The sequence below is a fragment of the Anaerobacillus alkaliphilus genome, assembly GCF_004116265.1.
Classification (GTDB): Bacteria; Bacillota; Bacilli; order Bacillales; family Anaerobacillaceae; genus Anaerobacillus; species Anaerobacillus alkaliphilus.
Genome location: NZ_QOUX01000042.1, coordinates 37,900 through 59,123 on the forward strand (window position 1 = coordinate 37,900; position 21,224 = coordinate 59,123).

Annotated in this window: 23 protein-coding genes; 15 read left to right on the forward strand and 8 right to left on the reverse strand. The window is 36.1% G+C overall.

The window, feature by feature from the left end; genetic code table 11:
• The first annotated feature begins 139 nt into the window (after positions 1–139).
• The 8 genes from DS745_RS13045 to DS745_RS13080 all read left to right on the forward strand — a co-directional run bounded on the left by DS745_RS13045 (position 140) and on the right by DS745_RS13080 (position 8,485).
• Positions 140–892 carry a DeoR/GlpR family DNA-binding transcription regulator gene (locus DS745_RS13045; RefSeq protein ID WP_129078678.1) on the forward strand — a complete coding sequence of 251 codons (753 nt, stop codon included), beginning with the start codon at positions 140–142 and terminating at the stop codon, positions 890–892.
• Entirely contained in the window at positions 889–1,803 is a 915-nt protein-coding gene (gene pfkB / locus DS745_RS13050; RefSeq protein WP_129078679.1) for a 1-phosphofructokinase, read from the forward strand. The genes DS745_RS13045 and pfkB overlap by 4 nt, the downstream gene beginning before the upstream one ends.
• A 12-nt stretch (positions 1,804–1,815) precedes the next feature.
• Positions 1,816–3,675: a PTS fructose transporter subunit IIABC gene (locus tag DS745_RS13055; RefSeq protein WP_129078680.1), complete on the forward strand. Its 1,860-nt coding sequence runs from the start codon at positions 1,816–1,818 to the stop codon at positions 3,673–3,675.
• 66 nt (positions 3,676–3,741) lie between these two features.
• Positions 3,742–4,011: a phosphocarrier protein HPr gene (locus DS745_RS13060; protein ID WP_129078869.1), complete on the forward strand. Its 270-nt coding sequence runs from the start codon at positions 3,742–3,744 to the stop codon at positions 4,009–4,011.
• 338 nt (positions 4,012–4,349) lie between these two features.
• Positions 4,350–5,303: a calcium/sodium antiporter gene (locus DS745_RS13065; RefSeq protein WP_129078681.1), complete on the forward strand. Its 954-nt coding sequence runs from the start codon at positions 4,350–4,352 to the stop codon at positions 5,301–5,303.
• A 111-nt stretch (positions 5,304–5,414) separates the two neighbouring features.
• The gene (locus DS745_RS13070) at positions 5,415–5,711 is read left to right on the forward strand and encodes a phasin family protein (protein WP_129078682.1); all 297 of its coding nucleotides are present in this window, start codon (positions 5,415–5,417) and stop codon (positions 5,709–5,711) included.
• Between the two features lie 19 nt (positions 5,712–5,730).
• Entirely contained in the window at positions 5,731–7,410 is a 1,680-nt protein-coding gene (locus DS745_RS13075; protein ID WP_196121267.1) for an ABC1 kinase family protein, read from the forward strand.
• Between the two features lie 124 nt (positions 7,411–7,534).
• Complete coding sequence (locus DS745_RS13080; RefSeq protein ID WP_129078683.1) at positions 7,535–8,485, forward strand: HD-GYP domain-containing protein; 951 nt, start codon at positions 7,535–7,537, stop codon at positions 8,483–8,485.
• Positions 8,486–8,526: 41 nt separating this feature from the next.
• Here DS745_RS13080 and DS745_RS13085 read toward each other — a convergent pair whose 3' ends face one another.
• Positions 8,527–8,868, reverse strand: a complete 342-nt coding sequence (locus DS745_RS13085; RefSeq protein ID WP_129078684.1) for a hypothetical protein — start codon at positions 8,866–8,868, stop codon at positions 8,527–8,529.
• A gap of 132 nt (positions 8,869–9,000) precedes the next feature.
• Between DS745_RS13085 and DS745_RS13090 the strand changes: the two genes are divergently transcribed.
• Both DS745_RS13090 and DS745_RS13095 read left to right on the forward strand, forming a co-directional pair.
• A complete protein-coding gene (locus DS745_RS13090; RefSeq protein ID WP_129078685.1) occupies positions 9,001–9,282 on the forward strand; it encodes a hypothetical protein in 282 nt (93 codons plus the stop codon).
• Between the two features lie 13 nt (positions 9,283–9,295).
• Entirely contained in the window at positions 9,296–9,880 is a 585-nt protein-coding gene (locus DS745_RS13095) for a hypothetical protein (protein WP_129078686.1), read from the forward strand.
• A gap of 29 nt (positions 9,881–9,909) precedes the next feature.
• On the opposite strand, the gene DS745_RS13100 is transcribed toward DS745_RS13095, so the two are convergent.
• On the reverse strand, positions 9,910–10,371 hold the full coding sequence (locus DS745_RS13100; protein ID WP_129078687.1) for a hypothetical protein: 462 nt from the start codon (positions 10,369–10,371) through the stop codon (positions 9,910–9,912).
• A gap of 184 nt (positions 10,372–10,555) precedes the next feature.
• Between DS745_RS13100 and DS745_RS13105 the strand changes: the two genes are divergently transcribed.
• Positions 10,556–11,530, forward strand: a complete 975-nt coding sequence (locus DS745_RS13105; RefSeq protein WP_129078688.1) for an HD-GYP domain-containing protein — start codon at positions 10,556–10,558, stop codon at positions 11,528–11,530.
• Positions 11,531–11,580: 50 nt separating this feature from the next.
• Here DS745_RS13105 and rluF read toward each other — a convergent pair whose 3' ends face one another.
• Positions 11,581–12,285, reverse strand: coding sequence for a 23S rRNA pseudouridine(2604) synthase RluF (gene rluF, locus DS745_RS13110; RefSeq protein ID WP_129078689.1), 705 nt, complete (start codon positions 12,283–12,285; stop codon positions 11,581–11,583).
• A 140-nt stretch (positions 12,286–12,425) separates the two neighbouring features.
• On the opposite strand from rluF, the gene DS745_RS13115 reads away from it, so the two are divergent.
• From DS745_RS13115 to DS745_RS13125, 3 genes are read left to right on the forward strand one after another with little or no spacing between them, the layout of a single operon-like run.
• Entirely contained in the window at positions 12,426–13,517 is a 1,092-nt protein-coding gene (locus tag DS745_RS13115; RefSeq protein WP_129078690.1) for an NAD(P)-binding protein, read from the forward strand.
• Positions 13,518–13,568: 51 nt separating this feature from the next.
• Positions 13,569–14,480, forward strand: a complete 912-nt coding sequence (locus DS745_RS13120; protein ID WP_129078691.1) for an ABC transporter ATP-binding protein — start codon at positions 13,569–13,571, stop codon at positions 14,478–14,480.
• A complete protein-coding gene (locus DS745_RS13125) occupies positions 14,477–15,568 on the forward strand; it encodes an ABC transporter permease (RefSeq protein WP_129078692.1) in 1,092 nt (363 codons plus the stop codon). The genes DS745_RS13120 and DS745_RS13125 overlap by 4 nt, the downstream gene beginning before the upstream one ends.
• A 63-nt stretch (positions 15,569–15,631) precedes the next feature.
• On the opposite strand, the gene DS745_RS13130 is transcribed toward DS745_RS13125, so the two are convergent.
• The 4 genes from DS745_RS13130 to DS745_RS13145 are packed head-to-tail and all read right to left on the reverse strand — an operon-like array spanning position 15,632 to position 19,741.
• Positions 15,632–16,816, reverse strand: a complete 1,185-nt coding sequence (locus DS745_RS13130) for a Ger(x)C family spore germination protein (RefSeq protein ID WP_129078693.1) — start codon at positions 16,814–16,816, stop codon at positions 15,632–15,634.
• Positions 16,813–18,399, reverse strand: coding sequence for a spore germination protein (locus tag DS745_RS13135; RefSeq protein ID WP_129078694.1), 1,587 nt, complete (start codon positions 18,397–18,399; stop codon positions 16,813–16,815). The genes DS745_RS13130 and DS745_RS13135 overlap by 4 nt, the downstream gene beginning before the upstream one ends.
• Positions 18,362–19,507: a GerAB/ArcD/ProY family transporter gene (locus DS745_RS13140; protein ID WP_129078695.1), complete on the reverse strand. Its 1,146-nt coding sequence runs from the start codon at positions 19,505–19,507 to the stop codon at positions 18,362–18,364. The genes DS745_RS13135 and DS745_RS13140 overlap by 38 nt, the downstream gene beginning before the upstream one ends.
• A gap of 3 nt (positions 19,508–19,510) precedes the next feature.
• Positions 19,511–19,741 (reverse strand): hypothetical protein, encoded by a 231-nt coding sequence (locus DS745_RS13145; protein ID WP_129078696.1) that lies wholly within the window; start codon positions 19,739–19,741, stop codon positions 19,511–19,513.
• A 283-nt stretch (positions 19,742–20,024) separates the two neighbouring features.
• On the opposite strand from DS745_RS13145, the gene DS745_RS13150 reads away from it, so the two are divergent.
• Positions 20,025–20,225 (forward strand): cold-shock protein, encoded by a 201-nt coding sequence (locus tag DS745_RS13150; protein ID WP_129078697.1) that lies wholly within the window; start codon positions 20,025–20,027, stop codon positions 20,223–20,225.
• A gap of 127 nt (positions 20,226–20,352) precedes the next feature.
• Here the strand turns inward: DS745_RS13150 and DS745_RS13155 are convergent, their stop codons facing one another.
• A complete protein-coding gene (locus DS745_RS13155) occupies positions 20,353–21,216 on the reverse strand; it encodes a dimethylarginine dimethylaminohydrolase family protein (protein ID WP_241657814.1) in 864 nt (287 codons plus the stop codon).
• Between the last annotated feature and the right edge of the window lie 8 nt (positions 21,217–21,224).

Sequence of the window (21,224 nt, forward strand, 5' to 3'; positions counted from 1 at the left end):
AACATCCAAACGGTGAACGTTTCAGAAAGAAAAAGTGAAAGTTTTTGATTGTTTTTGATAGAAAGTGATTGAAAAATGAAAAGGCTTACGTTAAGATAATGACATAAAGAGTTTGAAGTACTTTTTGAGGAGGGTTAGAATGCTAACTCCTGAAAGACATCGGATTATTTTAGACTTGTTAGCTAATAAAGAAGTTGTAAAACTTCAAGAATTTGTAGATGCAACAGAATCATCCGAATCTACAATTCGTCGCGATCTAAGTCAGCTAGAAAGTGAAAAAAAATTAAAGCGTGTTCATGGTGGTGCTTCTTTACTTCAACAAAAAGGTGAAGAACTAAGTGTTCTTGAAAAGTCTACAAAAAATGTAGAAGAGAAGGAACTAATCGCTAGGTATGCCGCTTCACTAATACGTGATAATGATTGTATTTATCTAGATGCAGGAACCACTGCGTTCCTAATGATACCTCATATTCAAGCTAATAAAGTCAAAGTAGTAACTAATGGACTTACACACCTAGAGTCGTTACTCGAACATGACATAGAAACCTATATTACAGGTGGATTAATTAAGCCGAAGACTCGTGCATTAATTGGACGAGGAGCAATTGAAGGAATAGAGCAATATCGTTTCGATAAATGTTTCATTGGTGTAAATGGAATTCATAACGAATTTGGGTATACGACTCCAGACCCAGAGGAAGCAACTGTGAAAAAACGGGTAATGAACTTATCTCAGCAATGCTTCATTTTAGCTGACCATTCGAAATTTAATGAAATCACTTTCTCGAAGATTGCTGATCTACAGCATGCAACGATCCTGACTAACGAGAACGAGGAAGACATCCTGAAGGATTATCTAACGAAAACGACAATAAAGGTAGTGACAACATGATCTATACTTGCACATTAAATCCATCGATTGATTATATAGTTGAGGTTGAAGATGTGAAGCTCGGTTCATTAAATCGCGCAACGAAAACGGCCTATTATCCAGGTGGTAAAGGTATTAATGTTTCTAGAGTATTATCGAGATTGGGTAGCTCTAGTACTGCATTAGGTTATATCGGAGGTTTTACTGGTGCCTTTATCCGTGATGTTCTCGCCAAATCTGGAATAGCTAATGATTTCATCGAAGTAAATGAACCCACAAGAATTAACATCAAATTAAAGACTGGCAAAGAAACTGAAATTAATGGTCTCGGAGCATCAATTACCAAAGAAGAGGAAAGTAAACTATTCGAAAAAATCTCTGCCTTATCAACTGAAGATTTTCTAGTTTTAGCAGGTAGCCTTCCACCAAACGTTTCAGCAGACTTTTACAGTTTAATTGCAAAGCTATGTTTTGAAAAAAATATTCCTTTTATCGTAGATACCTCAGGTGTAGCACTTGAAGGAATTTTACACTATGAACCTTTCCTAGTGAAACCAAATGAACATGAACTAGGTGAGTTGTTCGGTGTAGCGATTACTAGTTTAGAAGAAGCAGTTAATTACGGTAAAAAACTCCATGAAAAAGGTCCGAAAAACGTGATTGTTTCTTTAGGAAGCAAAGGAGCGGTCCTTATAAATGATAGAGTAATAGCTCATGCCAACGTCCCAAAGGGAGAGTTGAAAAATTCTGTTGGTGCAGGAGACTCTTTAGTTGCTGGATTTGTTTTGGCTTCTGTCTCTAAGAAGAATGATCTTGAAGCACTTAAGTATGGGATTGCTTGTGGAAGTGCGACCGCATTCTCGTTAGATTTATGCGAAAAGTTGGATGTTGAAAAGCTTTTACCAGAAATAAAAATAAATATTTTAAGTTAAGGGGGAAGAAAAATGAAGATAACAGATTTACTAACAAGAGAAACAATCGAATTAAACCTTCATGAAACTCAGAAGGAAGCTGTTATTGATGAGTTAATTCGTAAGCTGGACTCTGCTGGGAAACTAGTAGATACAAAGAAGTTTAAAGAAGCAATATTGGCACGTGAAGCGCAAAGCACAACGGGAATTGGTGAAGGTATTGCAATTCCACATGCTAAGACAAGCGCTGTCCGTACACCTGCGATCGTTTTTGGACGTTCAAAAGCTGGTGTTAACTATGAAGCGTTAGATGGGCAACCTAGTCATTTGTTCTTCATGATTGCTGCTAGTGAAGGAGCGAATAACGAGCACTTGCAAACATTATCACGTTTATCAACGTTCTTAATGGATGTTAACTTCCGTACGAAGCTTGAGAAGGCTACAACAGTAGATGAAGTGCTAGAAGCAATTAACCAGAAAGAAGCAGAAGTTTTAGAAGAAGAGAAACCAGTCGCGAAAAAAGGTTCAATTCTAGCCGTTACAGCTTGTCCAACTGGAATTGCACATACATTTATGGCGGCAGACGCCCTAAAAGGGAAAGCAAAAGAATTAGGATTTACAATTAAAGTAGAGACGAATGGTTCTGCTGGAGTTGAGAACGAGTTAACAGATGCAGAAATTCAAGATGCGGTTGCAATTATTGTTGCTGCTGATACGGCGGTTGAAATGGATCGCTTTCATGGCAAGCATGTCATTCAAGTACCAGTTGCCCAAGCAATTAAAACTCCAAAAGAATTAATTGAAAAAGCAAGTAAACAAGACGCACCTGTTTACAAAGGAACTGGTGGATCGAAAAAAGCAGATGCGAAGAACGAAAGAGGCGGTTTCTACAAGCATATTATGAACGGTGTTTCTAACATGCTACCGTTTGTTGTTGGTGGAGGTATACTAATTGCTCTTTCTTTCATCTTTGGGATTGAAGCATTTGATCCTGACCACGAATCTTATCATCCGATTGCTGAAGCATTAATGACAATTGGTGGTGGAAATGCATTTGGATTAATGATCCCAGTATTAGCTGGTTTTATTGCAATGAGTATTGCAAATCGTCCAGGTTTTGCTCCAGGTATGGTTGGGGGATTAATGGCTGCTAGTGGTGGCGCAGGATTTTTAGGTGGCTTAATTGCCGGTTTCCTTGCTGGGTATCTAGTACTAGGATTACGCAAAGTGTTCAGTGGATTACCGAAATCGTTAGAAGGTATAAAGCCAGTTTTACTTTACCCTGTATTTGGTATCCTAATTACCGGTTTGGTTATGCTTTACATCGTTATTGAGCCAGTTGTAGCTTTAAATACAGCGCTTGAAAATTGGTTAGGAAATATGGGTACTGGAAATCTTGTATTATTAGGATTAATTCTTGGTGGTATGATGGCGATTGATATGGGTGGCCCAATTAATAAAGCAGCCTTTACATTTGGTATTGCCATGATTGATGCTGGAAACTTAGCCCCACATGCTGCGGTTATGGCAGGTGGAATGGTTCCACCACTAGGAATTGCTCTAGCGACAACATTCTTCAAAAAGAAATTTACAAAAGCAGAAAAAGATGCGGGGAAAACAAACTATGTCATGGGGATGTCGTTTATTACTGAAGGCGCTATTCCGTTTGCAGCAGCAGACCCAGGCCGTGTTATCCCATCAGTAATTGTTGGTTCTGCAATTGCCGGTGCTTTGACAATGATGTTTGGAATTGGCTTACCAGCTCCTCACGGCGGTTTCTTCGTAATCCCGTTAGTGAACGGTAATCCACTGATGTATCTAGTAGCAATTTTAGTAGGTGCAGCCGTAACTGCTGTAATGCTAGGCTTCCTAAAGAAAGACGCAAAAGAATAATAGGTAGGTGTCAGTTACCAATAATAACTGGCACTTTACATAAACATATTGGAGGAAAGAATTATGATTGAAAAAGTGTTTGAGATTACAAGTGATGCGGGCCTTCATGCACGACCTGCAACGGTTTTGGTTCATTCTGTTAATGCTTTTGAAAGTGATGTTAACGTTGAATATAATGGTCGTTCGGTTAATCTGAAATCAATTATGGGGGTTATGTCTTTAGGAGTTCCAAAGGGCGCAGAGATCAAGATCTCGGCAGAAGGTAGCGATGAGACTGAAGCGATTCAAGCTGTAGTTGAAGCTATTCAAAACGAATCGTTAGGTGTAGCAAAATAATTTACAAAAGGTTGTTTTCGCAAAGTTTGTTGCTTTCGTAAAAATCCCAAAAGCCGGATTTTTACACAAAATACTAAGAATTCCTAACTAAGTTAGTAAGTATTGCTCTTTTCTTACATAATTTATTGGCTGATATCTTCATCTAGGGTATTTATCCGATTATTTTAGGGTGAAAAAGCCACAATGTTTACGAAAAGAGCCTTACAAAAACACTAGGTCGCATATGGACCTGGTGTTTTTTTATCGCCTAAAAATAAATTTTTAGCATCAAACACAGACTAAACTAATGTAAGCAAAGGAAGCATAATCTGATCGTATAGAAATGTAGGAGGGAAATTATGAACTATCTTTTACTACTTGTTGGATTTGGACTTTTAATTAAAGGTGCTGATTATTTTGTTACTGGTTCTTCAAACATTGCCAGTTTGCTGCGTGTCCCACCTATATTAATTGGTTTAACGATTGTTGCTTTTGGAACAAGTTCACCAGAGGCGACAGTTAGTATTATAGCTGCACTTGAGGGGAGTAGCGGTGTAGCTTTGGGAAATGTCGTAGGGAGTAATATATTTAATATTACTCTTGTCATTGGATTGACTGCCTTGATAAATCCTCTAAAAGTGGAAAGCGAAACAATACGTAAAGAAATTCCATTCGCCCTTTTGGGGAGTGTAGTTCTACTAGTCCTCATTAGTGATGTTGTCCTGCAAACGCTAAGTTCTAACCTGTTGACCCGTTCTGATGGGTTTATCTTGTTATTATTTTTTGCTGTATTTATGTATTACATTTTTGAAGTTGTTCGGAAAAGCCGTGATAAAAGCACTGTTGTTCCGCAACAACCAAATGTAACATGGCGAAAAAATGTTGTTTTTACTCTAGTTGGTCTTGGAGCAATTATTTTTGGTGGTGATCTTGTTGTAAGGAATAGCACAGAAATTGCGTTTTCACTAGGAATGAGTGAAACATTGGTGGGATTAACGATTGTAGCTATTGGAACTTCTTTACCTGAGTTAGTCACCTCAATTACTGCTGCTATTAAAAAACAAAGTGAAATTGCTCTTGGGAATATTGTGGGTAGTAACATTTTTAATATCTTCTTTGTTCTTGGTACTTCTGCAGCCATATCCCCATTGCTTGTTAGTAGCAAGATCTTTATCGATGTTTTGTTAATGATTATTTTAACAATTTTACTCTTACTATTTTCGAGAACAAGATACGCAGTTGGTAAATATGAAGGCGCAATACTAGCAGCATCATACCTATTATATTTGGTTTATATCATCATTCGAAATTGAGGTTTATTAAGATGTAATATTCAATGAATTTCATAATTCATTAGTAAGATAATAATGAAATGAAATTCATTCTATTGGGTAATCTAAGAAAAAATAATGGAGGTTTTTCATATGAGAAATGTTTTAGAAAAAGGATTGCTACTAGGAATAGGGTTGGCGGTTAAAAGCAAAGAACAAATTGAAATGTTTGTCGAGGATCTTGTAAAAAAGGGCGAAATAAAAAAAGAAGAGTCAAATGATCTGATAAGTGAACTTATTCAAAAAGGTCAACAAACGCAAGGTCAAGTAGATGACATGATTAAAGAGCGAATGAAAATAATCTTAAATGATCTTAATCTTGCGACAAAAGCGGAGGTTGACCAATTAGAAAAGCGTGTTAGGCAACTAGAACAACAAAAGCAAGAGTAGTAGGTAGGGGGTGGTTCTCATTTTCCGAAAGAGAATTAGGCATTTACAACGTTATCAAGAAATTGTAACCGCCTTTACTCGCAATGGTTTCGGTTTCATTATGCGAGAACTAGGATTACTTGAATTGCTAAGCATGCCAAAACGCCTTTTTATTGAAGGGAAAGAAATTGACAGACGCTCAGTAGGAGAACGCTTACGACTATTTTTAGAAGAGTTAGGACCAACCTTCATTAAAATTGGTCAAATTGCTAGTACTCGATCTGATCTATTTCCACCTGACATAATAGCTGAATTAGAAAAACTACAAGATAATGTCCCTCCTTTTTCGTATGAAGAGGTCAAAAAAGTTTTTCATTCAGAATTTGGTATTGCAGTTGAGGAGATGTTTGATGAGTTTCAGGAAAAACCTGTTGCTGCAGCTTCCATTGGACAAGTTCATGTAGCGGTATTAAAAACAGGCGAAAAGGTAGCTGTCAAAATTCAGCGACCGAATATTCGAAAAATCATTGAAACCGATTTGGAAATTTTACAGGAGATAGCTACGTTAGCAGAACGTCGATTAGACTGGGCAGCTAAATACCAGTTAAAAGAAATTGTCCATGAATTTTCTAAGTCATTAAAGGATGAAATCGATTATGCTAATGAGGGCAGAAATTCAGAAAAGATTGCAAAGCAATTTATCCATAGTCATAAGGTCTATATCCCAAAAGTGTATTGGCAGTATTCTAGTTCGAAAATATTAACCATGGAGTTTGTGGAAGGTGTTAAGTTAACAAATATTGAAAAAGTTGACCTTTTAGGCTTTGATCGAAAAGTAATTGCTGAACGAATTGTGCAGACAATATTTCAGCAAATCCTCCTTGACGGTTTTTTTCATGGTGATCCTCATCCTGGAAATTTGTTGGTGACTGGAAAAAATAAGATAATACTTATGGACTTCGGTATGGTTGGGCGACTAAGTCCACAAATGCGTGACCATTTTGGATCGTTTATTATCGCGATGATGCTTCAAAGTACAGATGGTGTCATTAAGGCAATTATTAAGATGGGACTGGTTCCGGAAGAAGCAAATCTATCTTTATTGAAATCAGATGTCGATACTCTTCGTGAAAAGTATTATGATGTTCCTTTCAGTCAATTAAGCTTAGGCGAAGCTGTTAATGATCTTTTTACCGTAGCATCAAAGCACGGGATTCGTATCCCTACCGATCTGTCACTTGTAGGTAAAGCTCTGCTTACAATGGAAGGTTTGGTTGAAAGGCTAGATCCTGAATTAAGTATCATAAGAATTGCAGAGCCATTTGGTCGACAATTATTGATAGAACGGTATCATCCAAAACAGATTGCAGGTAGAGTTTGGGGAAACCTTTTGGAATATGGTGAAGTAGTTACGGAATTACCGAAAAGTTTAAAAGAGTTTTCTTCCATTATGAAACAAGGGAAAATGAGAGTAGAGGTATCCCTCTCAGATCCTGATCGACTTCTTACTAGAATGGAACGAGTTAGTAACCGTTTATCGTTTAGTATCGTATTGCTTTCCTTTAGTATTATTATGGTAGGTTTGATCGTTGGTTCAGCACTAGCAGGAGATACAACAACAGCGATTTGGCAGTTGCCAACAGTTGAAATTGGTTTTGCTGTGGCACTAGTGATGTTTATCTGGTTGTTTTATGCAATTTTAAAATCGGGTAGATTTTAAGCACAAAAATCTTTTAATAGAAAAGGTTTATGTGCTTTTTTGGCACTAAAGTAACTATTAGTAATAGTCCAAAAGGATGTATACTTTAAACATAAGCTGACTTTATGTAGGAGAGTGTACGAATATGGAAGAATTATTGGAGATCTCTTTTGATCTCGTGGGTAAATCATTAGAGCAGGATATCTATTCAGAACTTAATATTTTATTGTTAAAAAAGGGGACAGTCTTAACCGAAGCTACCATCGTTCTTTTGAAAAAACATAATTTTAAAACTGTTATTGTATCCAAAAAATTATTATTTGAGGACTTGTATAAGAAGAATTTAAACTTTCTGAAGGAAGTCTTCTCAGATTTAAGCTACTTCCATACTCAGCCCTTCCCAAGTTGGTTTGAAGAAGATGAGAAATTGTTTCGATTTATCAATCAAAACACTAGTTTAACAGAAGAAATATATTCTTTAAAAAATATAGAAAGAAACATCTTTACCCATAGCGCCAACGTCGGGATCATTTCTGTCATTATTGGGAAAATATTAGGCTACTCTAACAAAAACCTTAAGTTGTTATGGAAGATGGGAATGATTCATGATATTGGTAAAATGAAAACGGATACGGATCAGCATGGGGAAGTTGGTTATGAAATTTTACAAAACATAACTGGTATTCACCCTGTTATGTTGGATGTAGTGAGGTATCACCATGAAAAAATTGATGGTTCTGGTTTTCCAAAACGGTTAAAAGGAAATGAAATCCCGATCATGGTTCAGATTGTCTCAGTGGCAAATGAAGTTGAACACCTGTTTAGCAATTCAAATGAGGTGAACCCTTTTCATGTCATGAATCGTTTAATTGAAGATACTCATAAATTAAACCCAGCGATTGTTATCCCTTTTGTGAAGGCCAAGTACTCACAAAATATAGGTAACCAAATAAAGTTAAATGATGGTCGAAAGGCAAAAATTATTTTTATCCATGATAATGAACCATCACAACCCCTAATACAACTTGAGGAAGATAGTCAATACATAGATATGAGGAAGCATCATTCACTAAAGGTTATCAGTTTAACTAGATAGAAACAAAAAAGCTTTGGTACAAGCCTGTACCAAAGCTTTTCTTACGGAAAGAAACCGTCCTTTTCCTCAATTGAGAAATAATAACGGAACTGTTGAACAGCAGTTATGAATGACTCTGGAGCGTCTGCATTTCTAGTAAGTTGATCTAGTTCATCATAGCAAGAATGGAGTAAGTATTCAGGAGAATTCATCTCTATTTTCTGCTCAGTTGCAGGTTTAGAAAAAACTTTATCTGTCAGCTGTTCCACTTCAGTTTCTTCTAAAGCAGTTAATTTCTCTTTTGCCTGTTCTAGCTGTAATTTTACATTTTGTGAAAGAAAATCTTCATTTTCCTCTAGTTGTGTAATGATATGAAGCATTCGTTCTTTTCTAGAGATTGTCAACGGATTCATCCTTTCTAAAACGAATGTGTGTATTTGTTATTCTGCATAAATTTGCAATTAATTATTTACCAAATAGAATATCTTTTGCTATTTAAGAAAATTTAATAAGGAGGAAAGTATGGAGGTTATTAAATGCTTAAGCGAAAAATGTGGTTTGTTACTTTTTGTATACTTCTAGTTAGCATTGTTTTTTTGTATGTAGCTGAGTTTGAGATTGCTTATCTGCCGCCGGAAGAGAAAATCATCAATAATAAAGGAGCAACTATGCTTACAGGCTTAGCGAATACTCATCGAACAGGTAAGCTTCTATTACACGAAGACATTCTTCCAATTGATGAGAGCTATTTAGAGCTTAAGACCACCGCAAGTTACAAAAAAGCCACAAAACTTAGAACTAGGAGAGCGGGTTTTTGAAAGAGCTAATTGCTTGAGCTGTCATTCTGGTGCAGCATTTACAAATAATCAAATCATACCAGTCAACGAAATAGGTACAGAACCATCTAGAGCAAAGGCTTTGAGGAGGCAAGCAGAAATTTTCTCTAAAACAAGAATGTATGCCCCACAAACACCAGTTCCAATACCAAAGGAACATGAAATAATTGGGGTCCATTTTAATAATAGAACAGAGCAGGATCTAAAGTTGGCATATGAACATGGAGATTCGCCTGGAGTTTTTAAGGTTAAAGGATTAATTGGCTTACAGTGGTCAGCTCCTTATTTACATGATGGTGGAGTAGCGGTTGGACCTAATATATATAAGGATCTTGGAATTCCTGGTACGTTATCAAAGGGAGTCGTACCGGACCCGTATAACAGTCTATTGGCATTGATTGATAGAAATTTACGACAGAAAGTACTGGATGCTAACAGGATACCAGAATTAAAAGATGTACATGTAACCGGAGAAGGTCATGAGTTTTGGGTTGATGAGGAAGCTGGTTTTACAATTGAGGAACAAGACGCATTGGTGAATTATTTACTTTCCCTGCAAATTGAACAAAAAAATAACTGATTGGGTTATCAGTTGTTTTTTTAGGTTAATTAATAGGTTTTTCTTACTTTATCAATGACAAATTGAGAACCGTACAAAAGTATAGATTTAACAAAGAATAGTAACAACAATTCATAACGCTTCAACCTTACAGTCGAAGCTATTCCCATCTTCTTAAATAGGTCCATGACAGGAAATGAAAATAGTAAATGAATGATTGTATTGAGCAAGACAAATAATGAGAATTTGCCAAAAGTAGCTTTCAATACCCATAATGAACCAATGAAAAATGGCCCAATAATGAGTGGGATTTCACCAATCGTTTTTGGGAATAGATTTTTATAAACCCACCACCAGGTTCTGTTTCGTGCAAGAAAACTTTCGAAGACCACGACAACAGACATAATTAATGCAGCTGGGAAGAACCTTTTAAAAGAACGCTTACCAATCAGTGGAATACTGAACCACGGCACTATCATCACAGCAATCAGAAACGGCTTCCAATTTTTCATATGTTTTCCCCCTCTTTTTGTTATAGGTTGTGCAACTTAAACTGAAAATATCTCAACTTTTCGCAAATTGCAGAGCATAGATAAAAATATGTAAAAAGTAACTTAAAAATATCGTTGATTCTACTATATACTATTAGTAGATAGAACCATGAAAAAACTACGTTAAGTGGGAGAGTAGGTCCATATGGAGGAAATTAGCTTTGAACTTGTTGGAAAAGTACTAGAGCAAGATATTACATCCGACTTAAATATTTTGTTACTAAAAAAAGGGACTGTGTTAACTGAAACGAATATATTACTTCTCAAAAAACATAATTATAAAGCAGTAAAGGTATCAGAAGACGGATCATTTAAAACATTGTACCTAAGACATCTTAAGCAGGTAGAAGATTTATTTACTGATTTTCATACTAGTAGAGAATGGTTTGATAAAGAAGAGTATATTGTCAGAAAGGTTCAAAGAGATGTTTTTTATTTAGAGGAACTCTATCTGTTTGAAGATAAATCAAACCTATATCGTCATAGTGCTAACGTTGGCTTACTTGCTTTTTTTCTTGGAAAGCTCTTAAGATATTCATATAAAAACAAATTGCTTTTGTGGCAGATGGGGCTTTTACACGACATTGGAAAGTTAAAATTGAAAGTGGACATCGTTAATAAAAAAGTTGAAGAGTTAACAGTTGAAGAATTTCAGGAATATAGACAACATCCAGAGTTTGGTTGGAATTTGCTAAAAGGAATGAACGGTGTAAATGTCATGATGTTAAATGCAGCTAGACATCACCACGAACATATAGATGGATCAGGTTTTCCAAAGGGAATAAATGTTAAATACCTTCCTGTAATGGTGCAAATTATAACTGTAGCTAACAAAATTGATCATGTCATGAGCACCAATACCAATATTTTTAACCTATTAAACGAGTTAATGGAAGAAGTAAGGGGAAATAAACTAAACCCAGCAATTGTTGTTCCATTTGTTAAATATCTTCTTCGTAGTCAATTAGGAAGAAAGGTACTTCTAAATGATGGGACAAAATGCGAGATCGTTTATATCTTCGAGCAGGAACCCTCACAACCACTTCTTTCCATCGAAGACGAAAATTCATATCTTGATTTACGTAAGCATCATAAGTTGAAGATAGTCAGCTCTGTGTAGTTGAAAACAAATGCACGTATCCTCCTAACTTAGAGCATACGTGCATTACCCTATTTCTTCGGTTGGTACTCTAATTCTTTAAACAATTCATTTAACTCTGCTTTTGTTAAGTCGCGCCACTGGCCTTTCGCTAGTCCATCTAAATGTATGTTCATAATTCTGACTCGCTGTAAACGTCGAACTTGGTATCCCAGTGCTGAGCACATCCGGCGTATTTGACGATTTAAACCTTGTGTTAAGATAATTCTAAAGACATTTTGAGAAATTTTTGTTACTTTACAAGGGAGTGTCTTCGTATTTAATATTTCTACACCTTCTGACATCTTCCTTAAGAAAGAGTCAGTAATGGGTTTGTCTACGGTAACGATATATTCTTTTTCATGCTTATTCTCTACTCGTAAAATCTCATTGACGATGTCTCCATCATTTGTAAGAAGGATGAGTCCCTCTGATTCTTTATCAAGTCTACCAATGTGAAAGATACGTAGTGGGTGGTTAACAAAATCGACGATATTTCCTTTCACTTGCCTTTCCGTTGTACTAGTAATCCCCACCGGTTTATTCAACGCTATGTATACTAGTTGTTCTTCTTTTGATATCGGCTTATTATCAACACGTACGTCATCGCCTGGCTCCACTTTACTCCCTAACTCAGCGACTATACCATTAATCGTCACTCGTTTGTCCTGAATCCATTTGTCTGCCTCGCGTCTTGAGGTAATCCCAGACTCACTAATAAATTTATTTATCCGCAAAAGTAACACACCTTACTATCAATAGTTTTTCTTACTATTTAATGTAACTCATTTATATATCCATATTCAAGGTTAAGAGAGTTTTGGATTGTACCATTATGGAGAAGATGATAAGAGATTTATACATCGGAGGTAAAGATATGAATGTTGCAATTATGGGGGCCGGGTTATCTGGATTAACTTGTGCAATCATGTTAGAACGACATGGGATACAACCGACAATATTTGAACATCGGAGCCAAGTAGGTGATCGTTTTGTAAATGGTGAGGCCTTTTTAAACTTATTAACGAGACCTGTAAATGATGTGTTTCAATACTTATCTGATGAGCATCAGTTATACCTTAAGCCGACTAGCTCGATTCAGCAGATAAACATTCATTCGCAAAAGGAAAAAGCTATTATCAATGAGCATATTGGTTTTTTAAGCATCAGAGGTCGACATGAGTTTTCATTAGAGAAACAACTAGCAAACCAAGTGAAATCAAAGATAGTTTTTAATTCGACTCACTCTTATGAAGAACTTTTAAGAGAATTTACCCATGTTATCATGGCTACTGGTGATGCAGCGTACTCAAATAAGCTTTTTAACTTTCGAGAGGCACTTTCAGCTACGTTAAAAGGAGCTACTGTTGAGGGGAAGTTCGAGCGTTGTGCTGTCCACGTTTGGTTGGATAATACATTAGCGCCAAAAGGGTATGGATATCTTCTACCTTTTTCTGACACAGAAGCTAATATAGTCATCGCGTACCCTGACCTTCCAGAAAATCAACAACAACAAATCATAAAGTACTGGGATCGTTTTTACGAGTGTGTTTGCCGTGAATTATCTCAATCGCTAAAAATAACTGATCAATTTCAAATTAAAAATTATCAAATGGGAATATGTAAATCAGCGAGAATTGGCAACACGTTTTTTACCGGCAATTGCTTTGGTACAGCGATGCCGTTTTTAGGATTTGGTCAATTTGAAGCGATTATGACGGGAATTTATGCAGCTAATGACCTGTGTGGATTTAGCAAATACGAAGAGTCTACAATGGATTTAAAAAATAGCTACGAGCATTCATTAACTCTACGACGCGGACTAGAAAAATTCAACAACGAAATGTATGATTTTGTTGTTAAGCATTTAGATGGCTATCTTGGTAAAAGGTTATTTCAACCAAGTCAACAAAATCCGTTGAAACTTGCGAGTTATTTGGTTCGGCCATTTATAAATAAAGATGGGTAATGAGTTGTAAAGAACTATCAATTAGCGATAGAATTTGTAAGAGGTGAATATATGGAAATGATTCGAGTAAAAGAATTAAAAAAATCTTACGGTTCCTTAAAAGCAGTCGATGGAGTCAGTTTAACTGTAAGTGAGGGCGAAATCTTTGGTCTATTAGGACCAAATGGGGCTGGAAAAACAACAACAATGGAAATGATGGAAGGTCTAAGAGATTTTGATGAAGGTGAAGTTATTATCAGTGGCCTCTCTGTAAAAAAGGACCGTAAAAAAGTAACGGAACATATCGGTGTTCAGCTTCAATCTACATCTATGTTTGATCTTTTAAAAGTAGAAGAAATTCTTAGGATGTATGCTAGCTTTTATAAAAAGAGAAAACCAGTTGACGAAATACTCGAGCAGATGAATCTGACAGAAAAAAGAAAAGCTGCTATCAAAGGTTTATCAGGTGGACAAAAGCAGAGACTAGCCATCGGATTAGCACTTATACATGATCCGAAAGTAATCTTTTTGGACGAGCCTACAACTGGTTTGGATCCACAAGCTAGAAGGGCATTATGGGATATTGTACTTAATTTAAAGCAGCAAGGGAAGACAATTGTGTTGTCTACCCACTACATGGAAGAGGCTTACGTACTGTGTGACCGTTTAGCGATTATGGATCAGGGGAAAATTATGGCTTTGGATACCCCGGATAATTTAATTGCTTCCCTTGAAATGGAATCGGCCATTCAATTCAAATGGGAGAATGAAGTACAACCATTAGAGTCGCTCCACCATATTACAAAGGTTACAACAATAAAAGACCAAGCTGTTCTTTATACGACTAATTTACAAGAAAGTTTAATTGCTTTGATTAAATTTACTGAATTAGAAAACATACAACTTCAGGACCTGCAAACAAGAAGAGCTACGTTAGAAGATGTATTCTTACAGTTGACAGGAAGGAGCCTACGAGAAGAATGAGTGCATACTGGCAGTTAACGTTAGCTCAATTAAAGCTATTTGCTCGTAATAAAGCAGTAATTTTTTGGACTACTTTTTTTCCATTATTCTTAATGATTGTGTTAGGATTATTCCTTGGTGGTGGAACTGGAACAACGATTAATGTCGCTTGGGTGGATCATGATAAGAGTGACTATTCTTTGATAATGAAAGATGTTTTTCTAGACGTAGAAGCTATCAACTTAAGTGAATGGAATGACATAGGTGATGCGAAGCGTGAAGTTGAAGATGGAAACATTTCGTTTGTTATTGAAATACAGCAAGGTTTTGCTCAGTTGATTGAGACAGAAGCAGAACTTCCAATTTTATCAGTCTACTATGATGAAACGAACCAATCGATTGCTCAATTAGGGTTTGCTATTATTGATCAAGCGGTTGATCAATTAAATAAACAGTTAACGAATTACCAAGAAGTTGTCTTTGTTGAACGTGAGGGATTAAAGTCTCTAGATCTCACCTACTTAGACTTCTTAGTTCCAGGAATTGCAGCGTTGATGATCTTATCTAGTAACTTAAATGGAGTTGCAGCGCAAATTTCATCTTGGCGTGAACGTGGTGTATTACGTAGAATGAAGTTAACAGGTTTGCCCGCAAGTACATTTGTGGGTGCACAAATTACAGCAAGGGCAATCTTAAATATTACTCAATCAATCTTAGTTATTAGCGTTGGGATTTTTCTCTTAGGTGCTCAGATGAATGGGAGTTGGTTCTTGTTATTGTTTTATCTTATTTTAGGAATTCTTGTGTTTATGTCATTAGGATTTTTAGTTGCCAACTTAGCAAAGACTCCTGAACATGCATCGCCAATCGCAGGATTTATTTCGTTTCCAATGTTTTTTTTAGGTGGGATTTTCTTTCCAATCACAAATATGCCTGATATCTTACAGCCTGTGATTGCGCTTATCCCGATCTCACATCTAGCAAATGTCTTAAGAGAAGTAATGAACGTGGGAGCAACGATGGGTGACCTGTTTCTACCAACAACTATTTTACTTGCTTGGTTCCTCGTTTGTTTTACAATTGCTTCAAAGACGTTTAAGTGGGAGTAAGTGAATGGAAAGAAGGTTTGATAATAGAGATCAAACCTTCTTTTACGAGATAAAAGAGAACTTTTACTCAATATATTCAAATACGGGGTTTGTAATTAACCCGGAACGTCTTATTTTAAGTTTAACGTCTACATTAATCTTGGCTCTAGCGAATTCCTGATTCCAATTGTCTTCATTTTTCTTGAAATTTTTATAATCTTGACGTTCCATATCTTCTCCAAAACCAAAGATATCAAGCTGGTATTCGTTTTGAAGAACTTCAATTGTTTGTTCAATTTCTCCCTCAAAAGCCTTAGCAATTTTGTTTTCAATGTCCAAATACGTATCCAACATAGTAACATCAACAGAACATTGTATTAGATCCATCCGACCTTCGAGGTCAATGTCAATATTAATATGTGGGATATCTTGTTTATAAGCAGCTTTTATCTTTCTCTTTGAACTAGTAATCCTTGCTGTCATGACCTTGTCGTTTGCACAGGCAGCTGTGATGGAAGTATTGTTTAATTTATCTTGAAGCAGAAGGAAGTTACGTATATCTTTGATAGGAAGAGTTCCTTTATACTCTAACTTCTCAAAGATTGCAAGGCCTTCTATTACAACAATTGTATCAATTTCTACTTTTTCCATATTCTCAAGCCTATTCCCCTTTTCAACTTCCCCTTCTACTTTATACATTGTAAGAACAGGCTCGCGACCGGTAGAGGAAAGTGCTCTTATAAGGTCTTTTAAACGATTATCCACATCTCCTCCCCATTCTTGGACCATTGTATCTGCTTGTGTATTAATTTTTAACGAGGAACTACGTTGAATTGGATACGTAACTTTTAACACATCATGGGCTTGTACATTATCAACTACTAAAACGTTAAAATCATTTCGGATTTCTCGGTCAGCCTCGAAAAAATCGATAAATTCGAGCATACCTTCTTCAACAATTTGTTTACTAAAAACCGCAATTCTCATATGTGAATACTTTAACTTACGTGTAAAACCTATGTTCATTTTTCGGGCTAGTTCGCCAACACTATCACCTTCTAAAGAAAAAATAATTGACGCTGATTGATCTCCCACATTCTCTGTTTGAAGTGCAGGTGGATTTAATACCTCAACGGTTAATTTATATTTATAGTTTTCCCCTTTGTCAATGGCGATCCCTGTCACTAGTGATATTTCATTTAGTTCTTCAGAATCCCAGCACCCAGTTAACAAAAGTAATATTGACAATAAAACCAAATACCACTTCAACTAGCGCCACCTCGTTTTTTCGGAGGTGTTGGAGTATTGTAGTCAGGTTGCTTTGAAGGTTTTTCAGTTTGTAGGTAAGAAGGGCGTTTCTTTGAAGCCCATGCAGGTACACGTACAAAAATATCGCCATGATCTTGTAGTTTAAAGGGGGCGATTGGTGATAAATAGGGAACACTAAACGAACGAAGACTAGTTAAATGAGCAACTAGGAAAATCATTCCCAGAAATACTCCATATAAACCTAAGATTGATGCTAGAATAATGTAGCCGAAACGTAGGATCCGTGTTGAAACTGCAAAAGAATATACAGGTGCTACAAAGCTTGAAATGGCCGTTAAAGCTACAACGATAACCATGATATTGGAAACTATTCCAGCTTCAACAGCAGCTTGACCGATTACTAAACCGCCTACAATTGAGATCGTTCCACCAACTGCTCGGGGCATTCGGATTCCGGCTTCTCTTAGCACCTCAAACGTAATTTCCATTAATAAAGCTTCAATCACAGCAGGAAATGGGATTCCTTCTCTTTGTGTAATGATACTAATTAGCAATTGAGTTGGTATCATTTCATGATGAAAGGTGATAACGGCAACATAAAATGACGGTAAGAGTAATGCGATCAAAAAAGATAAATATCGTATCATACGTATGAAACTTCCCATTAAAAATGGTTGATAATAGTCCTCGCTTACTGAGAGGAAATCACTAAATGTAGTGGGTGCTGTTAAAACAAATGGACTGCCATCAACAATAATGGCAAATTTACCCGTTATTAAATGGGATGCGATTGTGTCTGGTCTTTCTGTATTGTAGAGTAATGGAAACGGAGTAAATGTTTTATCTACGAGATATTCTTCTAACATCCCAGAATCAAAGATTGCATTTGTCTGAATGTCGTTCAATCTCTTTCGGATTTCTTGCAATATTTTTTTATTTATGATTCCATCCATGTAGGCTAGGTAAACACTAGTGGAGGTCTCACTCCCAACAGTAAAAGCTTCAAAGCGAAGTGCAGGGTTTTTAATTTTTTTTCTTATTAGACTGAGGTTTACTTGAATATTTTCAATAAATCCTTCTTTAGGTCCACGGACAATTGTTTGGGTTGTTGGCTCTTCAATCCCCCTATTTTCAAAGGATAGAACTTTTATTGATAAGACAGAAATGAAGCCTTCAATTAATATGACTGCCTGTCCATTAATGATATCGTCAATAATCTTTTGCTCTTCCTTGATAAATGTATGCTCTGCCCCAGAAAATGTTTCTTGGCCAAAATCTACCCAATCAGACTCAGTAAAAACCTGTTCTTGTTGATTTGCAGCTTCGGTTAAAGGTAGCAAAATCTTGCTAGAAATAACCTGCCAATCAGTAAGTGTGTTTAAATAAACGAGTAGCCCTTGCTTTTGACCAAATTGGATATTTTCAATAATTAGATCTGCTGTATTACCAAAAGCCTGCTTCAGTTTTTGCTCGATTATTTGTAAGTCACCGTTAAACTGTTGGTGAAATACTTTTTGTTCTGGCTCATTTTGAAATGGTGAATTTTTAGTTGAGAGAAACTTTTTCATCATTTTTTTTATCATTGGACTCCCCTCCTTTTTTACTATGCTTTTTCCAAAAGACTACAATAGCTACTATAGTTGGGATTCCTATTTGAAGTGGCATATGCATGTACATTGGAACGAATCTAATTCCCTCTTCAATATGCTCGGCATAGTTAGCCGATATTAAAATTGAAAAAATAGCAATAGATAATCCGAGTGGAATACAGAAATAACGGTAAGGAACTTGAAAAACATATTCAAGAGCTTTCACCCCACCAAAAAAAAACAAGCTAACTTTAATAAAAATACCTAACATCATGACAAAGATGACAATAGGATCTATACGCTCAATAAACTGTGCAAAGGAAATTTCACGAGCCGCATTCAGAAGCGGGAAGGTTGCACGTTCTGCTAACATTGGCCCTAACACCGATAATTTAAATATTTTTATGACTGCTAACAGTAAACCAGTAGAGATAACTGCAGCTACGCTTACTTTTGATACGTGTTGAAATTTATGGGTTAAAGCCATAATTGTTGTGAGAACGATTGCTTCACCAAAAGGGAAACCTATTAGACCAGGAAATAGGGCCTCTATAACTCGTCCAAATCCTTCGGGTAGTATGGGCTGAAGATTTGAGAATAGAACATCACCCCCTGCTAACAAAAAGATACATGTAGCAACTAGAAATAAGGCGATATAAGGAACGAATGTTTCGGCAATACGACCAATTACTTCAGGTCCTAGATACACACCATAGATTACGACTAGCATAAAGATAATGCCTAACACTTCAATCGGTGTGGTTGGAAATATTGTTGTTATTAATAACTCAAGAAAATCCCTCAGTACACGGCAAGAGATATAAAAAAAATAAATAGCGTACACGATCGTAATTGGCACGGCAATATATCTTCCGAATAGTTGTCCCATAATTTCAAATAAATTCTTCCCGATATTATATGAGAGGATAAATGAGTATACGAAGATAATACCAGCACCGATAAGACTTGCAATTAAAATTGCAATCCATGCATCTTGCATCGCCTCTCTTGCTACACCAACAACAACGGCAGAACCAATCTGAAAGATGATAATGAGTATGTATAATTGAAAGAGACTTATTTTTTCAAATTGTGCTTGCAATTGTTATTCCTCTTTTCTAAAAAGTGGACCTCTTATCCGGCGGATATCAATAAATATAGCTGAAGCAATCATAAAGATAGTGGCCAAAAACAGATATATTTTCCCCATGCTCATATGAATAGTAAAAAGCAGGTAAATGGAAGTGAAAAAGGAGACTTTATACAATATTGTATCGATAGTTATGATCATGATAAAAAGTAAAACATTAATAATTAGTGTTGCTAGCGTAACCATAGTTGTCACTCCCAGATAATTACTCTCTTACTTAGAATGTACATATTATGAAGATGTATGTATTAGTATTGATATTGTTGTTGGTAAGCATTTCAATTTTTTATAGAGAAAGGGTTTTCTTTTTCTATGATTAATGTTATACTAAGGTTAATTATTTTTGATCGTTTACAAAATGTTAGATGGATTTCTGTTACAGTTTTCCTCTCAAATGTTTTAAATGAACAAGGATAGTAAAATTAAACAAGTGTGTATAAATAAGGCACACAAATCAGGAGGAAAACACATGTTACAAGGTACAGTTAAGTGGTTTAATGCAGAAAAAGGTTTCGGATTTATCGAGCGCGAAGACGGAGACGATGTATTCGTTCACTTCTCAGCTATTCAAGGTGAAGGCTTCAAATCTTTAGAAGAAGGCCAAAAAGTAACTTTTGAAATCGTTGAAGGCAACCGTGGTGCACAAGCTGCTAACGTAAACAAAGCTTAATTAAAATTTAAAGACTTTTTTCGGAAGTAATTCCGAAAAAAGTCTTTTTTTGTTTGTTTATTCTAGGTGCCTGGCACCCAAAAAGAACAATTATTAAATATGTCCATTTCAGGAGTACGAAATATCTTTATGCTTCCCTAATTAACGGCATTGTACAACAACGAAATGATCCACCGGATTTGATAATTTCGTTAAAAGGAACCTCAATTACCTCATATCCACGTTTTCGCAACTGCTCATTTACATTGTTATTTGTCGGTAAGCTAATAATTTTTTTGTCACCGATCGAGAGGATATTAGTACCCAAAGTGAACTGTTCTTCATGAATAACGTCAATGAGATCAAAACGAGAGGCCAACAGGTCTACCTCGTTACCGGTAAACCCCTCACGATAAATGAGTGCTTCAGTAGGTGAAATAATATTGAAAACACAATCCAAATGTAAGTATTTAGCTTTGAATGGTACCTTAACAATTTTAAAGTTAGGTAATAAAATACTGAGATGTTCAATGGTGAATTCGTTAGTCCGGTCACTAATCCCAATGTAGAGGGTATCACCGTCAATAATTACATCCCCACCTTCAATATGATCACTAACGAGATTAAAATATGAAACTTCTTCTCCTTTTAACCAGTCCTTTAAGATTTCCTCTTCACCTTGACGGACTTTATTAGCCATATCGGCAACAAATACAGTATGTCCGAGTGTAAAACCAATGTCACGGGTAAAAGCTTGCTCTGGAAATTTCTTGGCAGGGGATAATAGTATTACTTCAATGCCTTGATCTTCAAGAGTGCGAACAAACTCTCGATGTTGACTCATGGCAGTCTTAATATGAATCCCAACATCTTTAAAATGTTTTTGCGTATCATTTATGACACTACGGATTGTCATATGTCTTGGCTCACAAAGAACAACTTTTCTCAACTTACCATATTCATTTATGCAGTAAGACTTCTGTTTTAATTCTTCTAACACATTTACTGTCACGTATGTTC

Bases quoted from the DNA above. Each gene is read 5' to 3' on its own strand.
- DS745_RS13045 (WP_129078678.1), top strand. From the start codon at position 140: ATGCTAACTCCTGAAAGACATCGGATTATTTTAGACTTGTTAGCTAAT.
- pfkB (WP_129078679.1), top strand. From the start codon at position 889: ATGATCTATACTTGCACATTAAATCCATCGATTGATTATATAGTTGAG.
- DS745_RS13055 (WP_129078680.1), top strand. From the start codon at position 1,816: ATGAAGATAACAGATTTACTAACAAGAGAAACAATCGAATTAAACCTT.
- DS745_RS13065 (WP_129078681.1), top strand. From the start codon at position 4,350: ATGAACTATCTTTTACTACTTGTTGGATTTGGACTTTTAATTAAAGGT.
- DS745_RS13070 (WP_129078682.1), top strand. From the start codon at position 5,415: ATGAGAAATGTTTTAGAAAAAGGATTGCTACTAGGAATAGGGTTGGCG.
- DS745_RS13080 (WP_129078683.1), top strand. From the start codon at position 7,535: ATGGAAGAATTATTGGAGATCTCTTTTGATCTCGTGGGTAAATCATTA.
- DS745_RS13090 (WP_129078685.1), top strand. From the start codon at position 9,001: ATGCTTAAGCGAAAAATGTGGTTTGTTACTTTTTGTATACTTCTAGTT.
- DS745_RS13100 (WP_129078687.1), bottom strand. From the start codon at position 10,371: ATGAAAAATTGGAAGCCGTTTCTGATTGCTGTGATGATAGTGCCGTGG.
- DS745_RS13105 (WP_129078688.1), top strand. From the start codon at position 10,556: ATGGAGGAAATTAGCTTTGAACTTGTTGGAAAAGTACTAGAGCAAGAT.
- DS745_RS13115 (WP_129078690.1), top strand. From the start codon at position 12,426: ATGAATGTTGCAATTATGGGGGCCGGGTTATCTGGATTAACTTGTGCA.
- DS745_RS13120 (WP_129078691.1), top strand. From the start codon at position 13,569: ATGGAAATGATTCGAGTAAAAGAATTAAAAAAATCTTACGGTTCCTTA.
- DS745_RS13125 (WP_129078692.1), top strand. From the start codon at position 14,477: ATGAGTGCATACTGGCAGTTAACGTTAGCTCAATTAAAGCTATTTGCT.
- DS745_RS13135 (WP_129078694.1), bottom strand. From the start codon at position 18,399: ATGATAAAAAAAATGATGAAAAAGTTTCTCTCAACTAAAAATTCACCA.
- DS745_RS13145 (WP_129078696.1), bottom strand. From the start codon at position 19,741: ATGGTTACGCTAGCAACACTAATTATTAATGTTTTACTTTTTATCATG.
- DS745_RS13150 (WP_129078697.1), top strand. From the start codon at position 20,025: ATGTTACAAGGTACAGTTAAGTGGTTTAATGCAGAAAAAGGTTTCGGA.